Genomic DNA, 17,417 nt, shown 5'->3' with positions numbered 1-17,417 from the left:
CAAACTTGCGTTCGATTGATTTTGTTGTTTTAGGAAATATTGGCTTTCAGCAGAGTCATGGAATGCCGATTTGCGGCAAGAGTTTTGGAGTCGAAATGACTTGTCGTAGCTGGTAATGCGGGCGAGAAGACTTGATTGAGCATTAATCTTACGTCGCGCTCAAGTTGATCGTAACGGCCTATCGGCACCACGTATGCATCTACCTTAATTTGTTGCATCCTTTGATTTTTTCATCAGGAGTGGATATGGCCGACACATCGAAATGGCGTCAGCATATAGACGCGTGGCAGAGTAGTGGTTTATCGTAGTTGGAGTACTGCGCGCAGCAACAGATTAATTTCCGCACCTTCACTGCCCGGTTGAGCGAGTATCGAAAACTGCCTTCCGTGGATTCAGTCGGTCTGATACCGATTCACATTGAATCGACCGGTGTTGACCTGATCGTCTTTAAACACGCTCAAGGCCATCAACTTGAATTTTGTCCGGCCGGCTGGGTAGCGGAGTTGTTGCGATGTCTGGCTTGATCGAGTATCCGGCACGGATTTAGTTGGCGGTGGCGCCGGTGGACATGCGGCTTGGTCTGGATGGCTTGTCGGCCATTGTGCAGCAGAGTCTGGGTTACTCGCCCTGTGCCGGATCGGTGTTTATCTTCCGTAACCGGGCCGGCAACCGATTGCGACAGTTTCTGTGGGACGGCAATGGCGCGTGGTTGTTTAAGCGTCGTTTACATCAGGGCAGTTTGAGGCGGTGTTTACGATGACTTCGAACTGACACACAAGGTGGCCTCGTCATGATGATAGTGCGTCTGATCATGCCTGAGACTGTTTATCTTTTTGTCGTCCGTGACAAAAGTTCCTACTTTGTCGTCGAACTGCGCAATTGCCGCTCTATAATTTGCGCCACATTTGTTTCTATAATTCGGTTGGCCCAATCTTTAGTCGATTTTCTAGCACGATCACAAGGATCGTAGCCGTTCATTGGATCATCAGGAAACAACAGGTTTTGAATCATTTGACCTTTAAAATCATCCTCATCATTACCACCATAAAGCCACATAAATTTTAAATCTAGATAAGGAATGCATTTAAATTTGACCCAATTTTTCAATTCCTCTGTGTCAATTTCTGTTACTTTAGATGTGTATCTATCTTTGGGCTTAATAGTCTTTCGCATCGACTCCAACCAAAGGCGGAAATCCTTTATCAAAACTTTATCAGGCGCATTTAGATCAACTGAGATTTCGAATTGACTATACTTGCGACGCTTTAAGAGCTCTCGCCTATTTATTGCATGCGGCCTATTTGCTAACTTAGCAAGTTCTCTATTACAGTCCCCTTTATGCCAGAAGCTTTCCCCGTGCTTACATGCCTCTACTAGCTCATTGTCAACAAATTCGCGTTTAAATATCTTCCATAATTGCAAGGAAGTAATGCTTTCCACGCTAGACTCACTAAGTTTCGCGTCACGTTGCGTAAATGCCTCGGAAAAGCTTAGACAGCGATATGATCCTCTCTCCACAAAACCACTCTTTATTCCATTTATCAAATTTTCTTCAAAACAAAATTTCAAACCAGGCGCGTATTTAATTAGATCGTGCATTATTGTCCTAATTTGAAGTTGCCAATGCCAATCCTCAAGAGACATAGAAGCATATCTGTCGTAATTATCTACATTAAACCAGCTAAAACAATAATCATTAACCATAGTAAAACCTATCAACTATGCCCAATGTCTAAGTGCAAAGCCTTATTCATAGTTTCATTTAAAATAGTATTTTTATGCTCGGTGCATAGATGTGCATAGCGGTCAGCGCTGATCAGGCTTTTATGTCCTAAAATTTCCGCAATTTCCTTCAGCGTACGACCATCGCGCGCCAAGGTTGATGCAGTATCATGACGAAGGTCGTGCCAGCGGAAATTTTTGATATTCGCTGCTTTTAAGCAATTAGCCCATTGTTTACGATAATCCATTGGTTTGTCAGGGTTGATTTCCGAAGGAAACAGAAGATTGCCACCAAGTTCACGACATTCTTTGAGTTCATCCAGGGTGATCGTCGGTATTGGGCTGTGTCTTGGGGAGCCATTTTTGGTGTCGTGTAATATAGCCAAGCCACGATCAAAGTCTATGTCGGTCCATCGTAATTGCTCTAATTCGCCTTTACGCATGCCGGTAGTCAATGCCATTAGCACTTTAAGATAAAATTTGCCGCCAATTTCTTGGGCTGCTCCGGAATGTGTCAATGACTTTGAGACACCCAGTTGTTTTATTTAGTGTCTAACTGTTGTGTATTTATGGGTCAAGTTTCTCCCTTTGTGTTAATAGGCGGATTAATCCAAACGGCGTTAGGCAAGCTGGGTGGTAAAGGGCACTTTCCTTTGAATCGCTTTGGATTGGCGAGGAAGGCAATCTCCAGGGTTTTTGCGCGGGCTTGGTATACCGTAGCCGCTTGGTCGAAATGGACGGTGGCCGGGGTCATGTAACCGATGCCCGAGTGGCAATGGAACTGGTTGTACCACGCGAAGAAGCGTTGGCAATGGCTGCGGGCATCTTCAAGGCATCCGAAGCGGATGGGGAAATCAGGCCGATATTTCAGGGTTTTGAACTGGGCCTCGGAATAGGGATTGTCATCAGAGACATAAGGCCGGCTATGGGTCTTGGTGACCTCCAGATCAACCAACAAGGCGGCCACCGGCTTGCTGCGCATGCTGGTACCGCGGTCGGCATGCAGCGTCAGCGTATGCGGCGGGATGTTGTGCTTGACCACTGTTTCGGCGATGAGGTGCTCGGCCAGTTCGGCGGTTTCCCGCGGAGCGACCATCCAGCCGACCACATAGCGGCTGAAAATATCCAGGATCACATACAGGTGGAAACAGGTCCATTTGGCCGGGCCTTTGAGTTTCGTGATATCCCAGCTCCAGACTTGATTGGGCGCGGTGGCCAGGAGTTCCGGCTTGGTATAGACCGGGTGCATCCGTTGGCGCCTGCGCTCCGCCGACAGGCCGTCCGCCTCCAGGGCGCGGTACAAGGTGCGCACCGAGCCGATGTAGCGCCCCTCGTCCAGCAGGGTGGCATAGACAAAATACGGCGAGCAATCGGCGAAGCGTTCGCTGTTAAGCACCGCCAGCAGTTGCTGGCGCTCACTGGTCGAGAAAGCCAACGGGGCGGACGGACGAGGCACCCGCGTTACCGGCACAGGCACCAAGAGGCGCCGACGGGCATCCTCGCGATAGACCGAACTGCGGTTCAAATTCAGGGCCGCACAAGCCGCCGCCAGGCCGACCTCCGGGGCTAACTGGTTAAGGGCTTGCATCAGCTGGACTCGCTCGGCGTCTCGTCCGTCGACAGACCGAACAAGACGCAAAGTTTTTTTTGGACATCAATAATGGCATTGGCCTGAGCCAGTCTGCGGCGCAGACGCTCATTTTCCTGGGTAAGTTGGTGCACACGACGATCCTCGGCCTGCGCAGGGTCGGCCTTACGCCCACGTTTTTGCGGCGCCAACGCGGCGCGCTCATCGGCAGCACGCTGCCTACGCCAAGTGGACAGATGGGAGGAATAAATCCCTTCTTTGCGCAATAAAGCGCCAATCTCACCCAGTTGGGTACAGCGATCAGCGGCCTCCAGGATACGGCGCTTGTCGCTGCTGGTAAATTGTCGGCGCTGGGCGGTGGCAACCACCTCTGGGTCGGGCCGCGCGCCGGAGGTCGCGTTTTCAGCCGCCCTACGGGCGTCTTCCAACGCGACCTCCGGCGCAGTTACTTGTGGTGATTCCATGGTCTCTGCTTTTGATTTGCTCATAATTCTGGCCTACCTTTATACTCTAATTTCCGAGGGGTAGGTGTCTCAGGTCATATTGACACAGGGGGCTCGGATTAGGCGAATCTTTTCTTGATCGGATAAAAATCGAACGACCTTATTGTTGACGGTAAGTGAGCGGACTTTTTTGCAGGGATTTTCGTCGATATACTGATCCAAAATGGAGTCATCTTCCTGCTGACGGGTAGCGAAGTCCAAAATTGACGAGAGAACTGCGAGGTGTTTATTGTATGTGGCAGGGGCGAGTAATCGCTTACATTTCAGCTTGGAGCGGATAAGGTCGGGAGTGATTTCGGTCAGAACGGTTTTACCAAGTTGAACGCTCCACCACTGTACGAGTCGGGCACGATCGTGATCTTTGCCAGACCACCAAGTCATGTATTCATCAGAAAGGCGAACAAAAGGGATTACACAAGGGCGGACGCCTTGAGCTTCGTGTTCTTGATACTCATGAACAGAACGAGTACCCCAAGTACGGGCATCTTGTTTACGTCGAAAAGTTTTTGTTTTGATTCCCTTACCAGATTTGGTAAGAATGGTACGATAACGGGTTTCGCCGTTTTTGAGATCAACTTTGATGATATGAAAGTTAAGCATCTGTGTTCCTCAGAATGAGGTTAAAACATAACTACTGTAGTTATCACTGTAGTCGGTGGTTTTAGTACACAGTTACTAAAGCTTTCAAATCCTTGAAAACTTTTTTATTTCAAAGTGTTATGATGGTGGGTCGTGTGCGATTCGAACGCACGACCATCGCATTAAAAGTGCCTTCGTTGTTTTTTATTTCCTTTTTTTTCAATAACTTAGTACCTGGCTTTTCGTTCGCAAACCTAATAAAGCCTAACTGAACCTACATTAAAATCGTCAAAAAATCGCCATAGTAAAGCTACCGAAATGCTAGCTTTGCTATGGTTTCGCATTCGGTTGTTCCAATTGATATATCCAGCCGATTGAAAACACATGAACCATCCTTCTTCATGCCAATCGCATTGTCTCTGATCAGATTTAACCATCCCACCACATTATAATTTTCAGATAGCTGGCAATCATGCTGCTAGAAAAATATAAGTTTTCTTCCTCGAGATTTACTGCGTTTTCAATTTACGATGAGTCCGAGTCAACAAGGTTCGAATCAGCTTGGCTATTTAAAGCACTCTAGTCAAAACCATCAGCATTACTGACTAGGAGCTCTAGCCAAATTTGATTCTTCATAACTTTATTCTGAAGGATTGTCATTTTATGAACTACCCATCGTATCCACAAAACCCAGATTATTCGCTTCCCCAACAAGTATATATAAACCCTGCACCTATTCCGCAAAATTCAACATCCAAAAAAACAAAGTCAGAGAGTAACATTGACCTCTTGCACAAATACCTGAGCAATCCTGAATTAAACGAAGGAATGATACAGTTAAGAAAAAGTGTGTTAGGAACTAAGTACGTTACATTTTATTATAGAATTTTATTTTGGGACAATATACAGCTTATTGAACTAATTAAAGCGGCTGCATACTCAGGCTCAATGCGGCAAATCACCGAAAAAGAAATCAAGATTGCTTGCTCAATAATTTCTGGAAACCCAACATTATGGATCCAAGACACCGAAGCAGAACGCATTCTGCACATTAGAATTGCTCACCTCGTTGGGGGCGGTATTGCTTATTTTTTTTCCAACAATAACTATTTCACAATTAGGAGCGGTTTCCTTCCTTGTAAGGCTTATTTCCCAGAGGGCATGGTTAACATTCCAGCTCCCCATCCGGACTATTTAAACAAACCTCTATACTATAATTATCAATCAAGCCCTGGGTTCAATTATTTAATTGACCTTATCTGCAAACAACTGAAACTTCCCGAGGAGTGTTTTTTACTTGTTTTATCATGGTTGATTCAATCTATTATTGGACAAAGCTATACATTACTGGAATTGACCGGGGAGTCAAAATCGGGTAAGACAACGGCACAAGAAATTTTAAGAAAAATAATTGACCCTAATATCCAACTGACAAATAAAGCCCCACGGTCAATCGCAGAGCTTGAACGACAAACCATGGAGGGCCATGTCTTAAGTTATGACAACGTAGAAATACTACCAGACGAGGTTCAGATTCGTATGGCCGAAATAATGACAGCGAAGGGAGCCAGAATTACAACTCCTATCGGAAATGCTAAGTCTCTTGGCGATTTTTTTGTTAATCGCCCAATTCTATTGAATTCCGATACGTCTATTGTAACAAATGAAAGATTACTGACTAAAAGTCTGACTATTGAGTTGAAACCTCAGACAGATAAGATGCACAATATCGCAATTGGCGAGAAATACATTGATGACGCGCGCCTGGAATTGCTCATACTTACAAAATACGTTGCTAATTTTCATCCTACTCAGGACATTCCAATATGTAACTATTTGGATATGCATGAGATTGCTGAGATTGGCATGAAGCTCAGCATGATTATTTATAACAATACCAATGAGTTCGAAGCCCAATTAAACTTATTAGCTACGGAACAAATATTTGCTTCGCTAGAAGAAAACAAGACTGCCAACTTGATTCACTTTTGGGCAATTGATAATCCAAACTCAACCAAGGAAATGGCTGCGATCGATTGGCTTGATGAGATCAAACCCTATATAGATGAAAGATTGAAGCAACCGTCAATTACCCCAAAGAAATTTGGCAGCGATCTTAAAAGAGCCGCACCGGTTCTTCGAAAGTTTGGAATTGACTGTACCTCTCTCGGCAAACGTGGCTCCAATTGCAAATGGCGAATCACCACCGCTAAAAAAATCGAAATGCAGGACAATTTTTTTGAGACGAGTCATTCGTCAATGGCTGAAACAAGGCTCAATGAGATGGTGCCGGAGCAGCCAAAAGAGCAATTGTCCGTCACAGTTGTAGAGCTTGATCGTGATGAGGCAAATTCGCACCTGGATCAGGATGCATCTTTGCCGCATCAGAAACTCGCTAAAGCTCAGAGCAAAATGCCGGAATTAGAGGTCAGAAAACACAAAAAATACGCTCACAGTAGCGACTTGAATAGGCCTGACTTAACCGTACGGATAGCGCTGAAACCCGCTGATATTTGACGAATTTCATCAGACCGCTGCTCCCAGCTGGTCCACTGCATCGTGTGTTGAACCCTATTTCAATTGCCGCAGTGGCGCCAGTTTGGTGGCGTCTTACTTTTCTTCATACGCACTGACGTAATGGATTACTAGAAAGTCCAGGAAGGATTCCCGCTTGCCCAGCAAGTTGGATACTCGCGCAGCCCCTGCTATTTTCAGCGACACATCAGCCAGCGCGGGACCGCTTTATGCTGCTCAGGTTGTGGCTTCGGTCATTATAACGTTTCAAACCAAGTTTTGATTTTCAAAGCCATCAGCTTACGTCGTTCCTCCAGAAAGACATTGAAATCAGGTATCTCACCTTCCAACATCGAAACCGGGATGCAGTTCGTAACTAAGTTGGCGGCAAGATCGTCTTTTGTAGTGATACCACCATATTTCTTAGCACCACCATTACACTGCTCTCCTAGTTCGGCAAAATATACTGCCGGTGCTTTAGAGCCTATCGCAATATTAATCTCACTTTGCGCGACAACATAATTGGCAATTTGGTTGTAGGTGCCCCGTGATAAGCCCATGCCCTTTAAGTGCTGGCGCGGATAAACATGATGTATGTCAGCTCTGTTAAGCAATAAATCCGTTACCGTGATATCTCGCGACAGAAAGCCTTTGTCCCCTAATTTGACTTGTGCAGCTTGGTAGCACAAGAAGTAAGGGCTGTTGATGGATGACGTATCCATAAACTGCGGCAACATCCCAGTCCAAAAGCTATCGGGTAATTCATTCGGAATGACAGACTCCACATAATTCACCAAGCCGCGACTGCTAATTTGCCGGATGTCGAAATCAAAGGTCGATTCCGGTGATCCGCTATAGCGTCCGCGCAGCATCGACATTACAAACCAGCGTCTGACCAGACTTTCTAATTCAGCGGGCGGCACCTTTTCGGCGCGGCCCCGTAGATAAATAATGTAGGCAAAATTGACGGCGTTACGACCACCGATCAAACCGCTGGTAATAAATCCGGCAGAACGCAAGATCATGGTGATACGGTCAAAATGGGTTTTGTTGACGAAAGCTAAAATTCCATTCTTCAAACGGGCAAAGGAGTCTTCCGCAATGGCATCTTCAAATTGCTTCGTCTCGAAATTCCTGCCGGAAAGCAAAGCCACCAAGTCTTGTAACTTACCCCTGCCAAATTCGGAGGTAAACGCCACCCGCAACATGTCGGTGTAGGTCGGGTCGTAAATGTCATCATTGACGTCGGCAATCCATTTCATCTTGTCAAAGAAATCGGAACCGACAAAAGCCAGGTCATTTTTCTTAATCTTACTGATAAAGTCAGGCGCAACGGCCAGGTGGCAGAAATAATCAATGGCCTTACGCAGCAAGTTGCCGCCATAGGTTTCATTCACTGCAATTTTCGACATGGCAAAATCAGCTTGAGATAAGGGTGAACCTGCGGAATTGACCCGAATAAATATTTCGGTCACTGTATCGATATCCAAATCTTCGGCCAGTTCGATGATGCCGACATGGTTGTGAATGATGCCGCGTAGCTTCTCGATGACTTTGAATATCTTGTCTTGAGAGCAACTCTGATTCGCTTGGCAATAGTCACTGACCAATTGAAAAACGCTGGTGGCTGGATTGAAGACGCTGGCGACATCAGGCAACCAAGCAACATTTTTCCGGATAGCCGGATTTGCAACTTCGAAGGATTCTTCTTGTGGATTGAAGGCGATGCGAATCTGCACCGTCTCGTAATCTTCATTCAACACTTCCACACCCAGCAAAGACGCCATTAAGGCCGTTACGCGTTGTTGGCCGTCGATCAGAATGCGCTTACCGGTTGATGTTGTGCCATCCTTCAGTTTGACATTTGGGTTGCGCCAGGCAATCAGATAACCCACCGGATAACCCTGGTACAGCGAATCGAGCAGGTTGCGCACCTTGGTCGCTTCCCAAACGAACGGTCGTTGAATCTCGGGTATCGCAATCTCGCCAGACTTCACCCAGGTCAGCAGTGTTTCAATGGGATGCGGAGTGACCGAGTATCGCTGGGTAGACATTTATTAACTCCGTTTAATGGAAAGATTGAGCGTCATTAAGTACGTTTGATTTTGCTAGGGTTCGATTTGAAAGTTCGGTAATTGCAATGCATCGGCGGGCGACAGAATCTTTACGCCCAGCGATTGTAAAGCGTTTGCCAGAACCAATAAATCCTGATCACCGGTAACCAGCCAAGGTGCGTTAGTGGCTAAAGCAGCGTGGATAAACTTGTCATCGTCGGGATCACGCGAAAAAGTTTTCTGCTCGATTTCCGGTGGTACGTTGGCCCAAAAGGCGGCAGCGTCAATGTCACGTAACAGTTGTTTGCGGTGTTCCAGGCTCAGGTAACGATCAAACTTGGGGCGCCATAAGCGTTCCTGTAATTCGGCAAAAGTAGCTAACGTGAAAACCGGTCGACCATAGCTAACCACCTGTCGGGTCAAAAACGCCGGTGCGCCAGCTTTACTCAGAAAACCGCTGATCCAAACATTGGTGTCGATGACCGCGATTAGACCTGCACCTTCAGCTTTCATCCGCCAGTAACTGTTCGAGGATGTCCGGTGTCATGCCGGCTTTTTCTGCTGCTTCGGCAGTTTCGTCCATGGTTTTGCGCAAGCGGTCGGCATAATAGGTCCGCATAGCTTCATAGTCTTCGGCACTGACCATCACCCCGACCACCCGGTCATGACGCGTTACCCGAACCGGTTCGCGTTGAGCGATGTCGAGGAATTCGCCAAAGCGGGTTTTAGCTTCGTTGGCGGTAAAGGTTTGCATGGTAGCCTCCTGAGTATGACGGTCTGTTCTGGCTAATTTAGTCCAAATCGTTCGATTTGGTCAACTTAAGCTTCGGGAAGTTCCGTCAACTTTGAAGCTGATTGCTGAAAGCCTAGTGCAGAAGCGATTTCTTCGTTCGTTAAGAGCAGCGCTTTGGGTTGCTCGAGGGCTTCTAGGCGCTCGCTCTCTACAGTCATTTTGCTAATAGCGGAAACTATCCCGCTATCGGCTTTGAGCATTTTGATGACGTGTTGCAAGAATCAAAAAGCAATTTTGCCTGTGCGGATATCTCCTGGATGATGCCACGACATTGACGACATTATTTGCCCAAAAAACCAAAAAAACGCTTCTTTTGGAGGGCTTTTTTATCGAAATCCGGATTTTAATGTCGTCAATGTCGTGCTAATCGGCTCCCATCTGATATTGGTTATCAATAAAATTTTATCGGCAACGGGGTATCAATTGGAGTTGTGCACTAACTTGGTATAAATCTTCAGGTTTGTTTTTACTAGGTGTCCAGCGTCAATCGTTACCGATGATCCTGGATGCCAAGTGTTTTATATGGCAGGGTACTTTTGGAGTTTATGATATTAATATTATTAATACATAATTCTCCTACACCTACTCATGCCATCCCTCGCTACTACCCCTAATCCACTTCTTACAGGTGCTTAGGGTCCTGTGATGGTTTACTTCAAATAAACCATCACATACGCATCCCAATCCTATCGCCATTGCCTGACCATGAACTGCCTGTCGTAAGTAGTGCTCTCCATACTATTACGGCATCCGTTACTGCATAAACGCCATCGATGTTTTTAAATCACTTCAATCAACGAGGCCGTTATGAACACAACCGCAATCCAACAACAACACGACTACACCCTCAGCAACATCATCCACAGCATCCTGTGTCAGGAACATCAGCAGCAGCCGACCCTTGCCTTGGATCACATCAAGAACCTCATGCCGATCATCCAGCAGTTAAAAGACGACTGCTTGTTTAGTGTCACGGCAGCTGAAGACGGTAGCAAACACACCACTACGTCACTGCTTGCCCGTGCAGTGATCGTCACCCTGGCTAACTGCATGGAACAGGTAGCCCGTTACTATCCCCTGTACACGTTTAACCCCTATCTCAATATCTTTGCTAAACATGCCGATACTGCCGGTTTGATCGAAAAGGTACGACGTCACGAAGCCTTGAATATCCAGAGCGGTGTATATAACACCGATCAGACATACAACAACTTCGTCGATATGGCGACAGGCATAGACGATTTCATGTATCAAGTCAGACAAGAGATGGGTAGTCGGGGTTTTAAAACTCTGATCTACAATGCCAATCATGCATCATGGAATGCGTATGAACGGTTGCTGGCATATATAGATGCCTTGTTTAACCGCTACGCTCGACTCCTGGTGTTGCGGGTTGATCTGGGTTATCAGTGGGATACCGTTTGGATAGAACAAGACTGGAATACACGATACTTTGAAGCCAAACAGGATCTCAAGCGGTTCCTTGATAATATGGATTCCAATAAACTGTTTGAAAATGTGGTGGGGTATGCATGGAAACTTGAATGTGGTCCGGATAAAGGCTGGCATTACCATTTCCTCTTCTTTTGCGATGGTTCACAGGTCCGAGAAGATGAAACATTGGTCATGCTTATCGGTGAATATTGGAAAAAGCTAACACAGAACCGAGGGGTTTATTACAACTGCAATGCTTGTAAAAACCAGTACGAATCCCTCGCCATCGGCATGATCAATTACTACGACCATCATCTGATCGATGCCTTGAAAAGTGCTGCGAAGTACCTTACCAAGGTTGACCACATCGCCAGGGCCTTAGTACAAGATAACGGCAGGACCTTTGGCCGTAAGGAAATGCCTAAACCTAGAATTCAAAATAGAGGGCGACCACGATCATTCGATAACATGTTGAACATTTAAACAACTCCGATACTCCGATAGGCTTACTTGACTGCCAGCTTACGGCATAACCGACAATGTACCCGGCCTTAAGCCGTTGCATTGTCTGTTTCTTCAGTTACAAGCCAACGCATCTATCTGCGATGCATAGTTCTCTACTTGGGCTTCCGCTTGAGATTGGCGTCAAATTAAAATGAGCACTACACTTTGCCTGGACAGGTTTAAAACAGGTGGTCATGGACAGCAACCAAAAAAACGACAGTGTTCTGTAACGATTTGTAAATCGTTTGCGTTTCACGAGGCTTCTATCCGCTTATATACTCCGTCATCATGCCATTAAAAGAAATGATATTTTAGCTGTTGACTGAAGGCGGAATTGATTCTTTACGATAAATCATCCGGCAAGTTGACATTTAAAATCATAAGTCAAAACTTCTTCGAGCCCCCTGTGCCAATATGACCTGAGACACCTACCCCTCGGAAATTAGAGTATAAAGGTAGGCCAGAATCATGAGCAAATCAAAAGTAGAGACCATGGAATCACCACAAGTAACTGCGCCGGAGGTCGCGTTGGAAGACGCCCGTAGGGCGGCTGAAAACGCGACCTCCGGCGCGCGGCCCGACCCAGAGGTGGTTGCCACCGCCCAGCGCCGACAATTTACCAGCAGCGACAAGCGCCGCATCCTGGAGGCCGCTGATCGCTGTACCCAGCTGGGTGAGATTGGCGCTTTATTGCGCAAAGAAGGGATTTACTCCTCCCATCTGTCCACTTGGCGTAGGCAGCGTGCTGCCGATGAGCGCGCCGCGTTGGCGCCGCAAAAACGTGGGCGCAAGGCCGACCCGGCTCAGGCCGAGGATCGTCGTGTGCATCAACTTACCCAGGAAAATGAGCGTCTGCGCCGCAGACTGGCTCAGGCCAATGCCATTATTGATGTCCAAAAAAAACTTTGCGTCTTGTTCGGTCTGCCGACGGACGAGACGCCGAGCGAGTCCTGCTGATGCAAGCCCTTAACCAGTTGGCCCCGGAGGTCGGTCTGGCGCCGGCTTGCGCGGCCCTGAATTTGAACCGCAGTTCGGTCTATCGCGAGGATGCCCGCCGGCGCCTCCTGGTGCCCGTGCCGGTAAAGCGGGTACCCCGTCCGTCCGTCCCGCTGGCTTTCTCGCCCCATGAGCGGCAGCAATTGCTGGCGGTGCTTAACAGTGAACGCTTTGCCGACTGCTCGCCGTATTTTGTCTATGCCACCCTGCTGGACGAGGGGCGCTACATCGGCTCGGTGCGCACCTTGTACCGCGCCCTGGAGGCGGATGGCCTGTCAGCGGAGCGCAGGCGCCAACGGATACACCCGGTCTATACCAAACCGGAACTCCTGGCCACCGCGCCCAATCAAGTCTGGAGCTGGGATATCACGAAACTCAAAGGCCCGGCCAAATGGACCTGTTTCCACCTGTATGTGATCCTGGATATTTTCAGCCGCTATGTGGTCGGCTGGATGGTCGCTCCGCGGGAAACCGCCGAACTGGCCGAGCAGCTGATCGCCGAAACAGTGGCCAAGCACAACATCCCGCCGCATACGCTGACGCTGCATGCCGACCGCGGTACCAGCATGCGCAGCAAGCCGGTGGCCGCCTTGCTGGTCGATCTGGAGGTCACCAAGACCCATAGCCGGCCTTATGTCTCAGATGACAATCCCTATTCCGAGGCCCAGTTCAAAACCCTGAAATATAGGCCTGATTTCCCCGCTCGCTTCGGATGCCTTGAAGATGCCCGCAGCCATTGCCAACGCTTCTTCCTGTGGTACAACCAGTCCCATTGCCACTCGGGCATCGGTTACATGACCCCGACCACCGTCCACTTCGACCAAGCAGCTACGGTATACCAAGCACGCGCAAAAACCCTGGAGATTGCCTTCCTCGCCAATCCAAAGCGATTCAAAGGACAGTGTCCCTTGCCGCCCAAGTTACCCCGCACCGTTTGGATCAATCCGCCTACCAACACCAAGGGAGAAACTTGACCCATAAATACACAACAGTTAGACACTAAATAAAACAACTTGGTGTCTCAATGTCATTGACACATTCCGGAGCCGGGTTGATTTCGTAGGGTTTGAGGGTCCGCAACCGACCCCTATGTATAGTACCCAACTATGTATAGAAGTGATCTATTTCGACTGGCAACCCGCGCATTGTCAGAGATGACTGACAGCGTGCTTTACATAATTATAGTGCTTGAAGAAACTGCAACAGTGCATCATCATCCGGTTGGTAACGGTAGCTTGGCTCCCCTGGCGACTGAAGTCTGGCCAAGGCCTTGTTCTTCATCGCCAAGTCGGCCTCTACATACCGATGGGTAGTGGTGGTGCTTTCATGTCCCAGCCATAAGGCAATCACGTTAAACGCCACGCCAGACTGTAGCAGATGCATAGCTGTCGTGTGCCTTCTATGTCGTTCAAGACATAGTCGACACTATCTACCCTTCCTGACTATGTCGAGTCACGTTAAGGCCTCAGTAGGCATGCTCGGAATTTAATACACCCGGCGCCTTAAGACCTATCCGAGTACCCGACATAGTTTTCGGCTAAAGACTGTTGAGAAAATTTAGTAATTTATCACCGGGTTGATAACGTTCCAACTTGCCCTGTGGCGGTGTCGTCCTGGCGAGTGCCTGCTCTTTCATCGCAAGTGTTGCCTCCAGATAAATCTGGGTTGTCTCAACGGATTCATGGCCGAGCCACAAAGCAATCACAGAGCGATCAACGCCCGCTTGCAGTAAGTCCATGGCCATGGTGTGCCTCAATCGGTGGACAGTGACACGCTTTTGTCCAAGTGAAGGACACCCATTGCAGGCTGCCATGCGATGCTTGTTCAGCAGGTACTGAACGCCATGGACACTGAGCCGGTTGCCTCTCGCGTTGGGAAACAGCACACCCTCATCACCTCTTTGTGGTTCTCGCAGCCAGGCTTTTAATACGGAGAGTGTTGATCTTGCCAGAGGAATACAGCGTTCCTTTCGGCCCTTACCGATTACCCGCACATGAGCGCCGACTCCCAAGACAAGGTCCTCACGTTTGAGTCCGGTCATCTCGGATAACCGCAAACCCGTCTGTACTGCCGTTAGCATGAACGCATGGTCGCGCCGCCCGGACCAAGTGCTGCAATCGGGCGCGGCGAGTAACGCATCAACTTCCGGACGGCTGAAAAAACTGACCAAGGTTCGTGTGAAGCGCTTGCTGGGGATGGCAAGCACTCTCTGGATCTGGGCAGCATGAGTAGGCAGTTCGAAGGCGGCGTAACGAAAGAAGGAATGGATTGCCGTGAGCCGTAAATTACGGCTGCGGACGGTTAGGTCTCGCTGCTTTTCCAGTTCATCCAGAAAGGCCACAATCAACGGGGCATCAATCTGCTCGACATTAAGGCGTGACGGCGGTTGATGCAAGCGCTCTTGAGCGAAGATCAGGAATTGACGGAAGGTATCTCGATAAGAGCGGATAGTATGAGGACTCGCCTGGCGCTGCTGCATCAAACGTTGGGTAAAGAAACGCTCCAACAGGGGCGCTAAACTGTTGGCAGTGTTCATGACCGGCCCTCCCAGTGCTGCTCAAGGCGGCTCATCGCCTCCCGCATCAGCTCCGGCGCACTCTCTAAATACCACTGCGTATCGGCAATGTGAACATGGCCGAGGTAGGCCGACAACAAAGGCAGACGGCGCTCGGGATCCTGATCGTGGCGATACCAGTTCACTAGCGTATTCGTTGCAAATCGGTGTCTCAAGTCATGCAATCGAGGGCCGTGACAGTCGGTCGCGTTGCGCAATCCGATTTGCCGAGACAATGCGTAGAAAGCGCGATGGATCTGGCCATTGTCCAACCGATTGCCCCAACTGGAGACAAACAAGTAGGTAGAAACAGGCCGTCCTGCCCAATGGCGTTCGCGTCTGGCGATATAATCTGCCAGCACCTTGCAGGTTGAGGCATGCACGGGCACCAAGCGGGTTTTACCGAACTTAGCGTTGCGGATCGTCAACACCCCGGCTTCAAGGTCGATATCTTGAAGTTCGAGATTGCGGGCTTCATTGAGACGCAGACCTGAAACACTTAACAGTCCGAACAGGCAATAATAGACCCAGGGCAGTAAAGCACCGTTTTTGTAACGATGCGGCATTTTTAGCGCAGCCTGCAGTAAGTTGGTAATCTCTTGATTTGAGTAGAGATAGGGTCGAGCTCGCTTTGGCTTGAACGGTAACAAACCGGGCAGTGGAATCTCCGTGCGAGGATCGCTCGAACTACGATAACGGGCAAATCCACGCACGCAGCTTAATCGTTGAGCCCAATAGATGGGTTGAGCCTTCACAGCTTGTTGCGCCCAGGCAAGCGCTAACGCCTGGGTGATATAGGTCGCGTGCTGTTGCTCCATAAAGGTGACAAAATCGAGCAAAGCTTTACCCGCTTCCCGCAATTGGAAACCCAGATTACGCCGCAGAGTCAGGTACTCGGCAACGGCTTGCCGAAGCGTGTTCATAGTGCACCTCCCGGCCAGGGTAGAGCCAGCGTACGCAACGCCTCAAGATCAACCTTGGTATAAATCATCGTGGTCTGGGGATGGCGATGACCCAACACGTCGCCAATCTCGCCTAGCGAGGCGCCCTGCCGCAGCATCTCGGTGGCCAAGCCATGACGAAACTGATGCGTTCCATAAGTGGGCGCTTTGATTCCGGCGCGCTTAAGCGCATGACGAACGATAGAACCAATCGCACCGGCACCCCGGAACCCGCGGATGGGCGCCTTGGCGCGCAAAAAAACACGCCGGCTACCACTCACCGGTCGTCCATCTCGCAGATAGGCAGCGATCGCTTTACCTACCGCAAAGGGTAAGGGAAATTCATGGCGCAGACCGCTCTTGGTCCGCACGCTGAAGGTACCGGTGTTCCAGTCGATTGCATCGAGTTCAAGAAGCGCCACTTCGCTTGACCGTAATCCCAGTCGAGCCAGTAACAGCAAAATGGCATAGTCGCGACGTCCTACCGCCGTATGCTGATCAATGCCTTCCAATAACTGCTTGACTTGGTCTGGCGAAATAGCACGAGGAATCGATGGCATCGACCAATTAGGTATAACCGGAACCGCGGCCGCCAAATCCAACGACATCTCACCGCGATAGTGGGCGTACTTCAGGAAGGAGCGCAAGGCACTGGTCATGAGCTTGGCTCGTTTCCTGTGCAACCGCTGTGCTTGGTGCTGAACAAAGCTCACGACATCGCGGGCAGACAGGTCTGAGAGTGTAACCGGTCCGTCGCCGAAGCAATCCTTAAGAAAATGGCTGATGAACGGCACGTAGTTGACAATCGTTGCTTCAGCCAGGGCACGCGCCTCGCGCAGGTATTGCTCGTAGGCCTGCGCACAGTGCTCCGCCGGCGTGAGTCGAGGCTCCGACACTTTTTCTGTGGGAATCAGACCCTCACCACGCAAAAAGCCAATGAGATGACTGAGTGCCGCAGCATCACCCCGACATGGCTGCACCTGCCGGGCGCGGTCCCGTAAATACAGCCTTGGATGATCGGAGGAAATACAATGTAGCTCAATGCCCTTTAGTTTAAGCCATTGACTAAAGTCCGCGGCTAGATGAACCTGCCGATGAATTGTATACAGCGCATAGCCCTGAGCGCTAATGAAATCCGCAAATGAGCCAATATGAGCCGCAAGAGGGCCCAAGGGAATTTGCGATAAAACGACTTGGTTATTGATACGATATTTCATGGTGAACTCCTCCCCTAC

15 protein-coding genes are annotated in these 17,417 nt (G+C 49.0%); 4 read left to right on the top strand and 11 right to left on the bottom strand.

What is annotated here, in order from left to right; translation table 11 throughout:
• The first annotated feature begins 553 nt into the window (after nucleotides 1-553).
• On the top strand, nucleotides 554-760 hold the full coding sequence (gene tnpB / locus GO003_RS11945; protein WP_331001637.1) for an IS66 family insertion sequence element accessory protein TnpB: 207 nt from the start codon (nucleotides 554-556) through the stop codon (nucleotides 758-760).
• A 95-nt stretch (nucleotides 761-855) separates the two neighbouring features.
• On the opposite strand, the gene GO003_RS11940 is transcribed toward tnpB, so the two are convergent.
• From GO003_RS11940 to GO003_RS11925, 4 genes are all read right to left on the bottom strand, one after another.
• Nucleotides 856-1,704, bottom strand: coding sequence for a DUF6387 family protein (locus GO003_RS11940; RefSeq protein WP_159658491.1), 849 nt, complete (start codon nucleotides 1,702-1,704; stop codon nucleotides 856-858).
• Nucleotides 1,705-1,715: 11 nt separating this feature from the next.
• A complete protein-coding gene (locus GO003_RS11935) occupies nucleotides 1,716-2,240 on the bottom strand; it encodes a site-specific integrase (RefSeq protein ID WP_159658492.1) in 525 nt (174 codons plus the stop codon).
• Between the two features lie 56 nt (nucleotides 2,241-2,296).
• A protein-coding gene (locus tag GO003_RS11930; protein WP_407942120.1) for an IS3 family transposase occupies nucleotides 2,297-3,774 on the bottom strand; the annotation gives its coding sequence in 2 pieces (ribosomal slippage) (nucleotides 2,297-3,328 and nucleotides 3,331-3,774; 1,476 coding nt in all).
• A 69-nt stretch (nucleotides 3,775-3,843) separates the two neighbouring features.
• A complete protein-coding gene (locus GO003_RS11925) occupies nucleotides 3,844-4,413 on the bottom strand; it encodes a hypothetical protein (RefSeq protein ID WP_159654705.1) in 570 nt (189 codons plus the stop codon).
• Between the two features lie 642 nt (nucleotides 4,414-5,055).
• On the opposite strand from GO003_RS11925, the gene GO003_RS11920 reads away from it, so the two are divergent.
• Entirely contained in the window at nucleotides 5,056-6,909 is a 1,854-nt protein-coding gene (locus GO003_RS11920; protein ID WP_159654703.1) for a hypothetical protein, read from the top strand.
• 254 nt (nucleotides 6,910-7,163) lie between these two features.
• Here GO003_RS11920 and GO003_RS11915 read toward each other — a convergent pair whose 3' ends face one another.
• From GO003_RS11915 to GO003_RS11905, 3 genes are read right to left on the bottom strand one after another with little or no spacing between them, the layout of a single operon-like run.
• The gene (locus GO003_RS11915) at nucleotides 7,164-8,960 is read right to left on the bottom strand and encodes a GmrSD restriction endonuclease domain-containing protein (protein WP_159654701.1); all 1,797 of its coding nucleotides are present in this window, start codon (nucleotides 8,958-8,960) and stop codon (nucleotides 7,164-7,166) included.
• Between the two features lie 54 nt (nucleotides 8,961-9,014).
• The gene (locus tag GO003_RS11910; RefSeq protein WP_159654699.1) at nucleotides 9,015-9,473 is read right to left on the bottom strand and encodes a putative toxin-antitoxin system toxin component, PIN family; all 459 of its coding nucleotides are present in this window, start codon (nucleotides 9,471-9,473) and stop codon (nucleotides 9,015-9,017) included.
• A complete protein-coding gene (locus GO003_RS11905) occupies nucleotides 9,463-9,714 on the bottom strand; it encodes a type II toxin-antitoxin system Phd/YefM family antitoxin (RefSeq protein WP_159654697.1) in 252 nt (83 codons plus the stop codon). Before GO003_RS11905 ends, GO003_RS11910 begins: the two co-directional genes overlap by 11 nt.
• A gap of 846 nt (nucleotides 9,715-10,560) precedes the next feature.
• Here GO003_RS11905 and GO003_RS11900 point away from each other — a divergent pair.
• Both GO003_RS11900 and GO003_RS11895 read left to right on the top strand, forming a co-directional pair.
• Entirely contained in the window at nucleotides 10,561-11,670 is a 1,110-nt protein-coding gene (locus GO003_RS11900; RefSeq protein WP_159654695.1) for a YagK/YfjJ domain-containing protein, read from the top strand.
• A gap of 513 nt (nucleotides 11,671-12,183) precedes the next feature.
• Nucleotides 12,184-13,661 (top strand): IS3 family transposase gene (locus tag GO003_RS11895; protein WP_407942119.1). Its coding sequence is split into 2 segments (ribosomal slippage): nucleotides 12,184-12,595 and nucleotides 12,595-13,661, totalling 1,479 coding nucleotides; the frame shifts between segments, so codons are not numbered across the junction.
• A 205-nt stretch (nucleotides 13,662-13,866) separates the two neighbouring features.
• On the opposite strand, the gene GO003_RS11890 is transcribed toward GO003_RS11895, so the two are convergent.
• The 4 genes from GO003_RS11890 to GO003_RS11875 form a co-directional block, all read right to left on the bottom strand.
• Nucleotides 13,867-14,070, bottom strand: coding sequence for a site-specific integrase (locus tag GO003_RS11890; RefSeq protein ID WP_231088961.1), 204 nt, complete (start codon nucleotides 14,068-14,070; stop codon nucleotides 13,867-13,869).
• 154 nt (nucleotides 14,071-14,224) lie between these two features.
• The gene (locus GO003_RS11885; RefSeq protein ID WP_159656713.1) at nucleotides 14,225-15,223 is read right to left on the bottom strand and encodes a site-specific integrase; all 999 of its coding nucleotides are present in this window, start codon (nucleotides 15,221-15,223) and stop codon (nucleotides 14,225-14,227) included.
• Nucleotides 15,220-16,164, bottom strand: coding sequence for a tyrosine-type recombinase/integrase (locus tag GO003_RS11880; protein ID WP_159656715.1), 945 nt, complete (start codon nucleotides 16,162-16,164; stop codon nucleotides 15,220-15,222). Before GO003_RS11880 ends, GO003_RS11885 begins: the two co-directional genes overlap by 4 nt.
• A complete protein-coding gene (locus tag GO003_RS11875) occupies nucleotides 16,161-17,399 on the bottom strand; it encodes a site-specific integrase (protein WP_159656717.1) in 1,239 nt (412 codons plus the stop codon). Before GO003_RS11875 ends, GO003_RS11880 begins: the two co-directional genes overlap by 4 nt.
• Between the last annotated feature and the right edge of the window lie 18 nt (nucleotides 17,400-17,417).

The sequence above is a fragment of the Methylicorpusculum oleiharenae genome, from assembly GCF_009828925.2.
Lineage (GTDB): Bacteria > Pseudomonadota > Gammaproteobacteria > Methylococcales > Methylomonadaceae > Methylicorpusculum > Methylicorpusculum oleiharenae.
This window is presented reverse-complemented; position numbering and strand designations above follow the sequence as displayed.

Coding starts and splice junctions, on each gene's coding strand:
- GO003_RS11940 (WP_159658491.1), bottom strand. CDS start 1,704: ATGGTTAATGATTATTGTTTTAGCTGGTTTAATGTAGATAATTACGAC.
- GO003_RS11925 (WP_159654705.1), bottom strand. CDS start 4,413: ATGCTTAACTTTCATATCATCAAAGTTGATCTCAAAAACGGCGAAACC.
- GO003_RS11920 (WP_159654703.1), top strand. CDS start 5,056: ATGAACTACCCATCGTATCCACAAAACCCAGATTATTCGCTTCCCCAA.
- GO003_RS11915 (WP_159654701.1), bottom strand. CDS start 8,960: ATGTCTACCCAGCGATACTCGGTCACTCCGCATCCCATTGAAACACTG.
- GO003_RS11910 (WP_159654699.1), bottom strand. CDS start 9,473: ATGAAAGCTGAAGGTGCAGGTCTAATCGCGGTCATCGACACCAATGTT.
- GO003_RS11905 (WP_159654697.1), bottom strand. CDS start 9,714: ATGCAAACCTTTACCGCCAACGAAGCTAAAACCCGCTTTGGCGAATTC.
- GO003_RS11900 (WP_159654695.1), top strand. CDS start 10,561: ATGAACACAACCGCAATCCAACAACAACACGACTACACCCTCAGCAAC.
- GO003_RS11890 (WP_231088961.1), bottom strand. CDS start 14,070: ATGCATCTGCTACAGTCTGGCGTGGCGTTTAACGTGATTGCCTTATGG.
- GO003_RS11885 (WP_159656713.1), bottom strand. CDS start 15,223: ATGAACACTGCCAACAGTTTAGCGCCCCTGTTGGAGCGTTTCTTTACC.
- GO003_RS11880 (WP_159656715.1), bottom strand. CDS start 16,164: ATGAACACGCTTCGGCAAGCCGTTGCCGAGTACCTGACTCTGCGGCGT.
- GO003_RS11875 (WP_159656717.1), bottom strand. CDS start 17,399: ATGAAATATCGTATCAATAACCAAGTCGTTTTATCGCAAATTCCCTTG.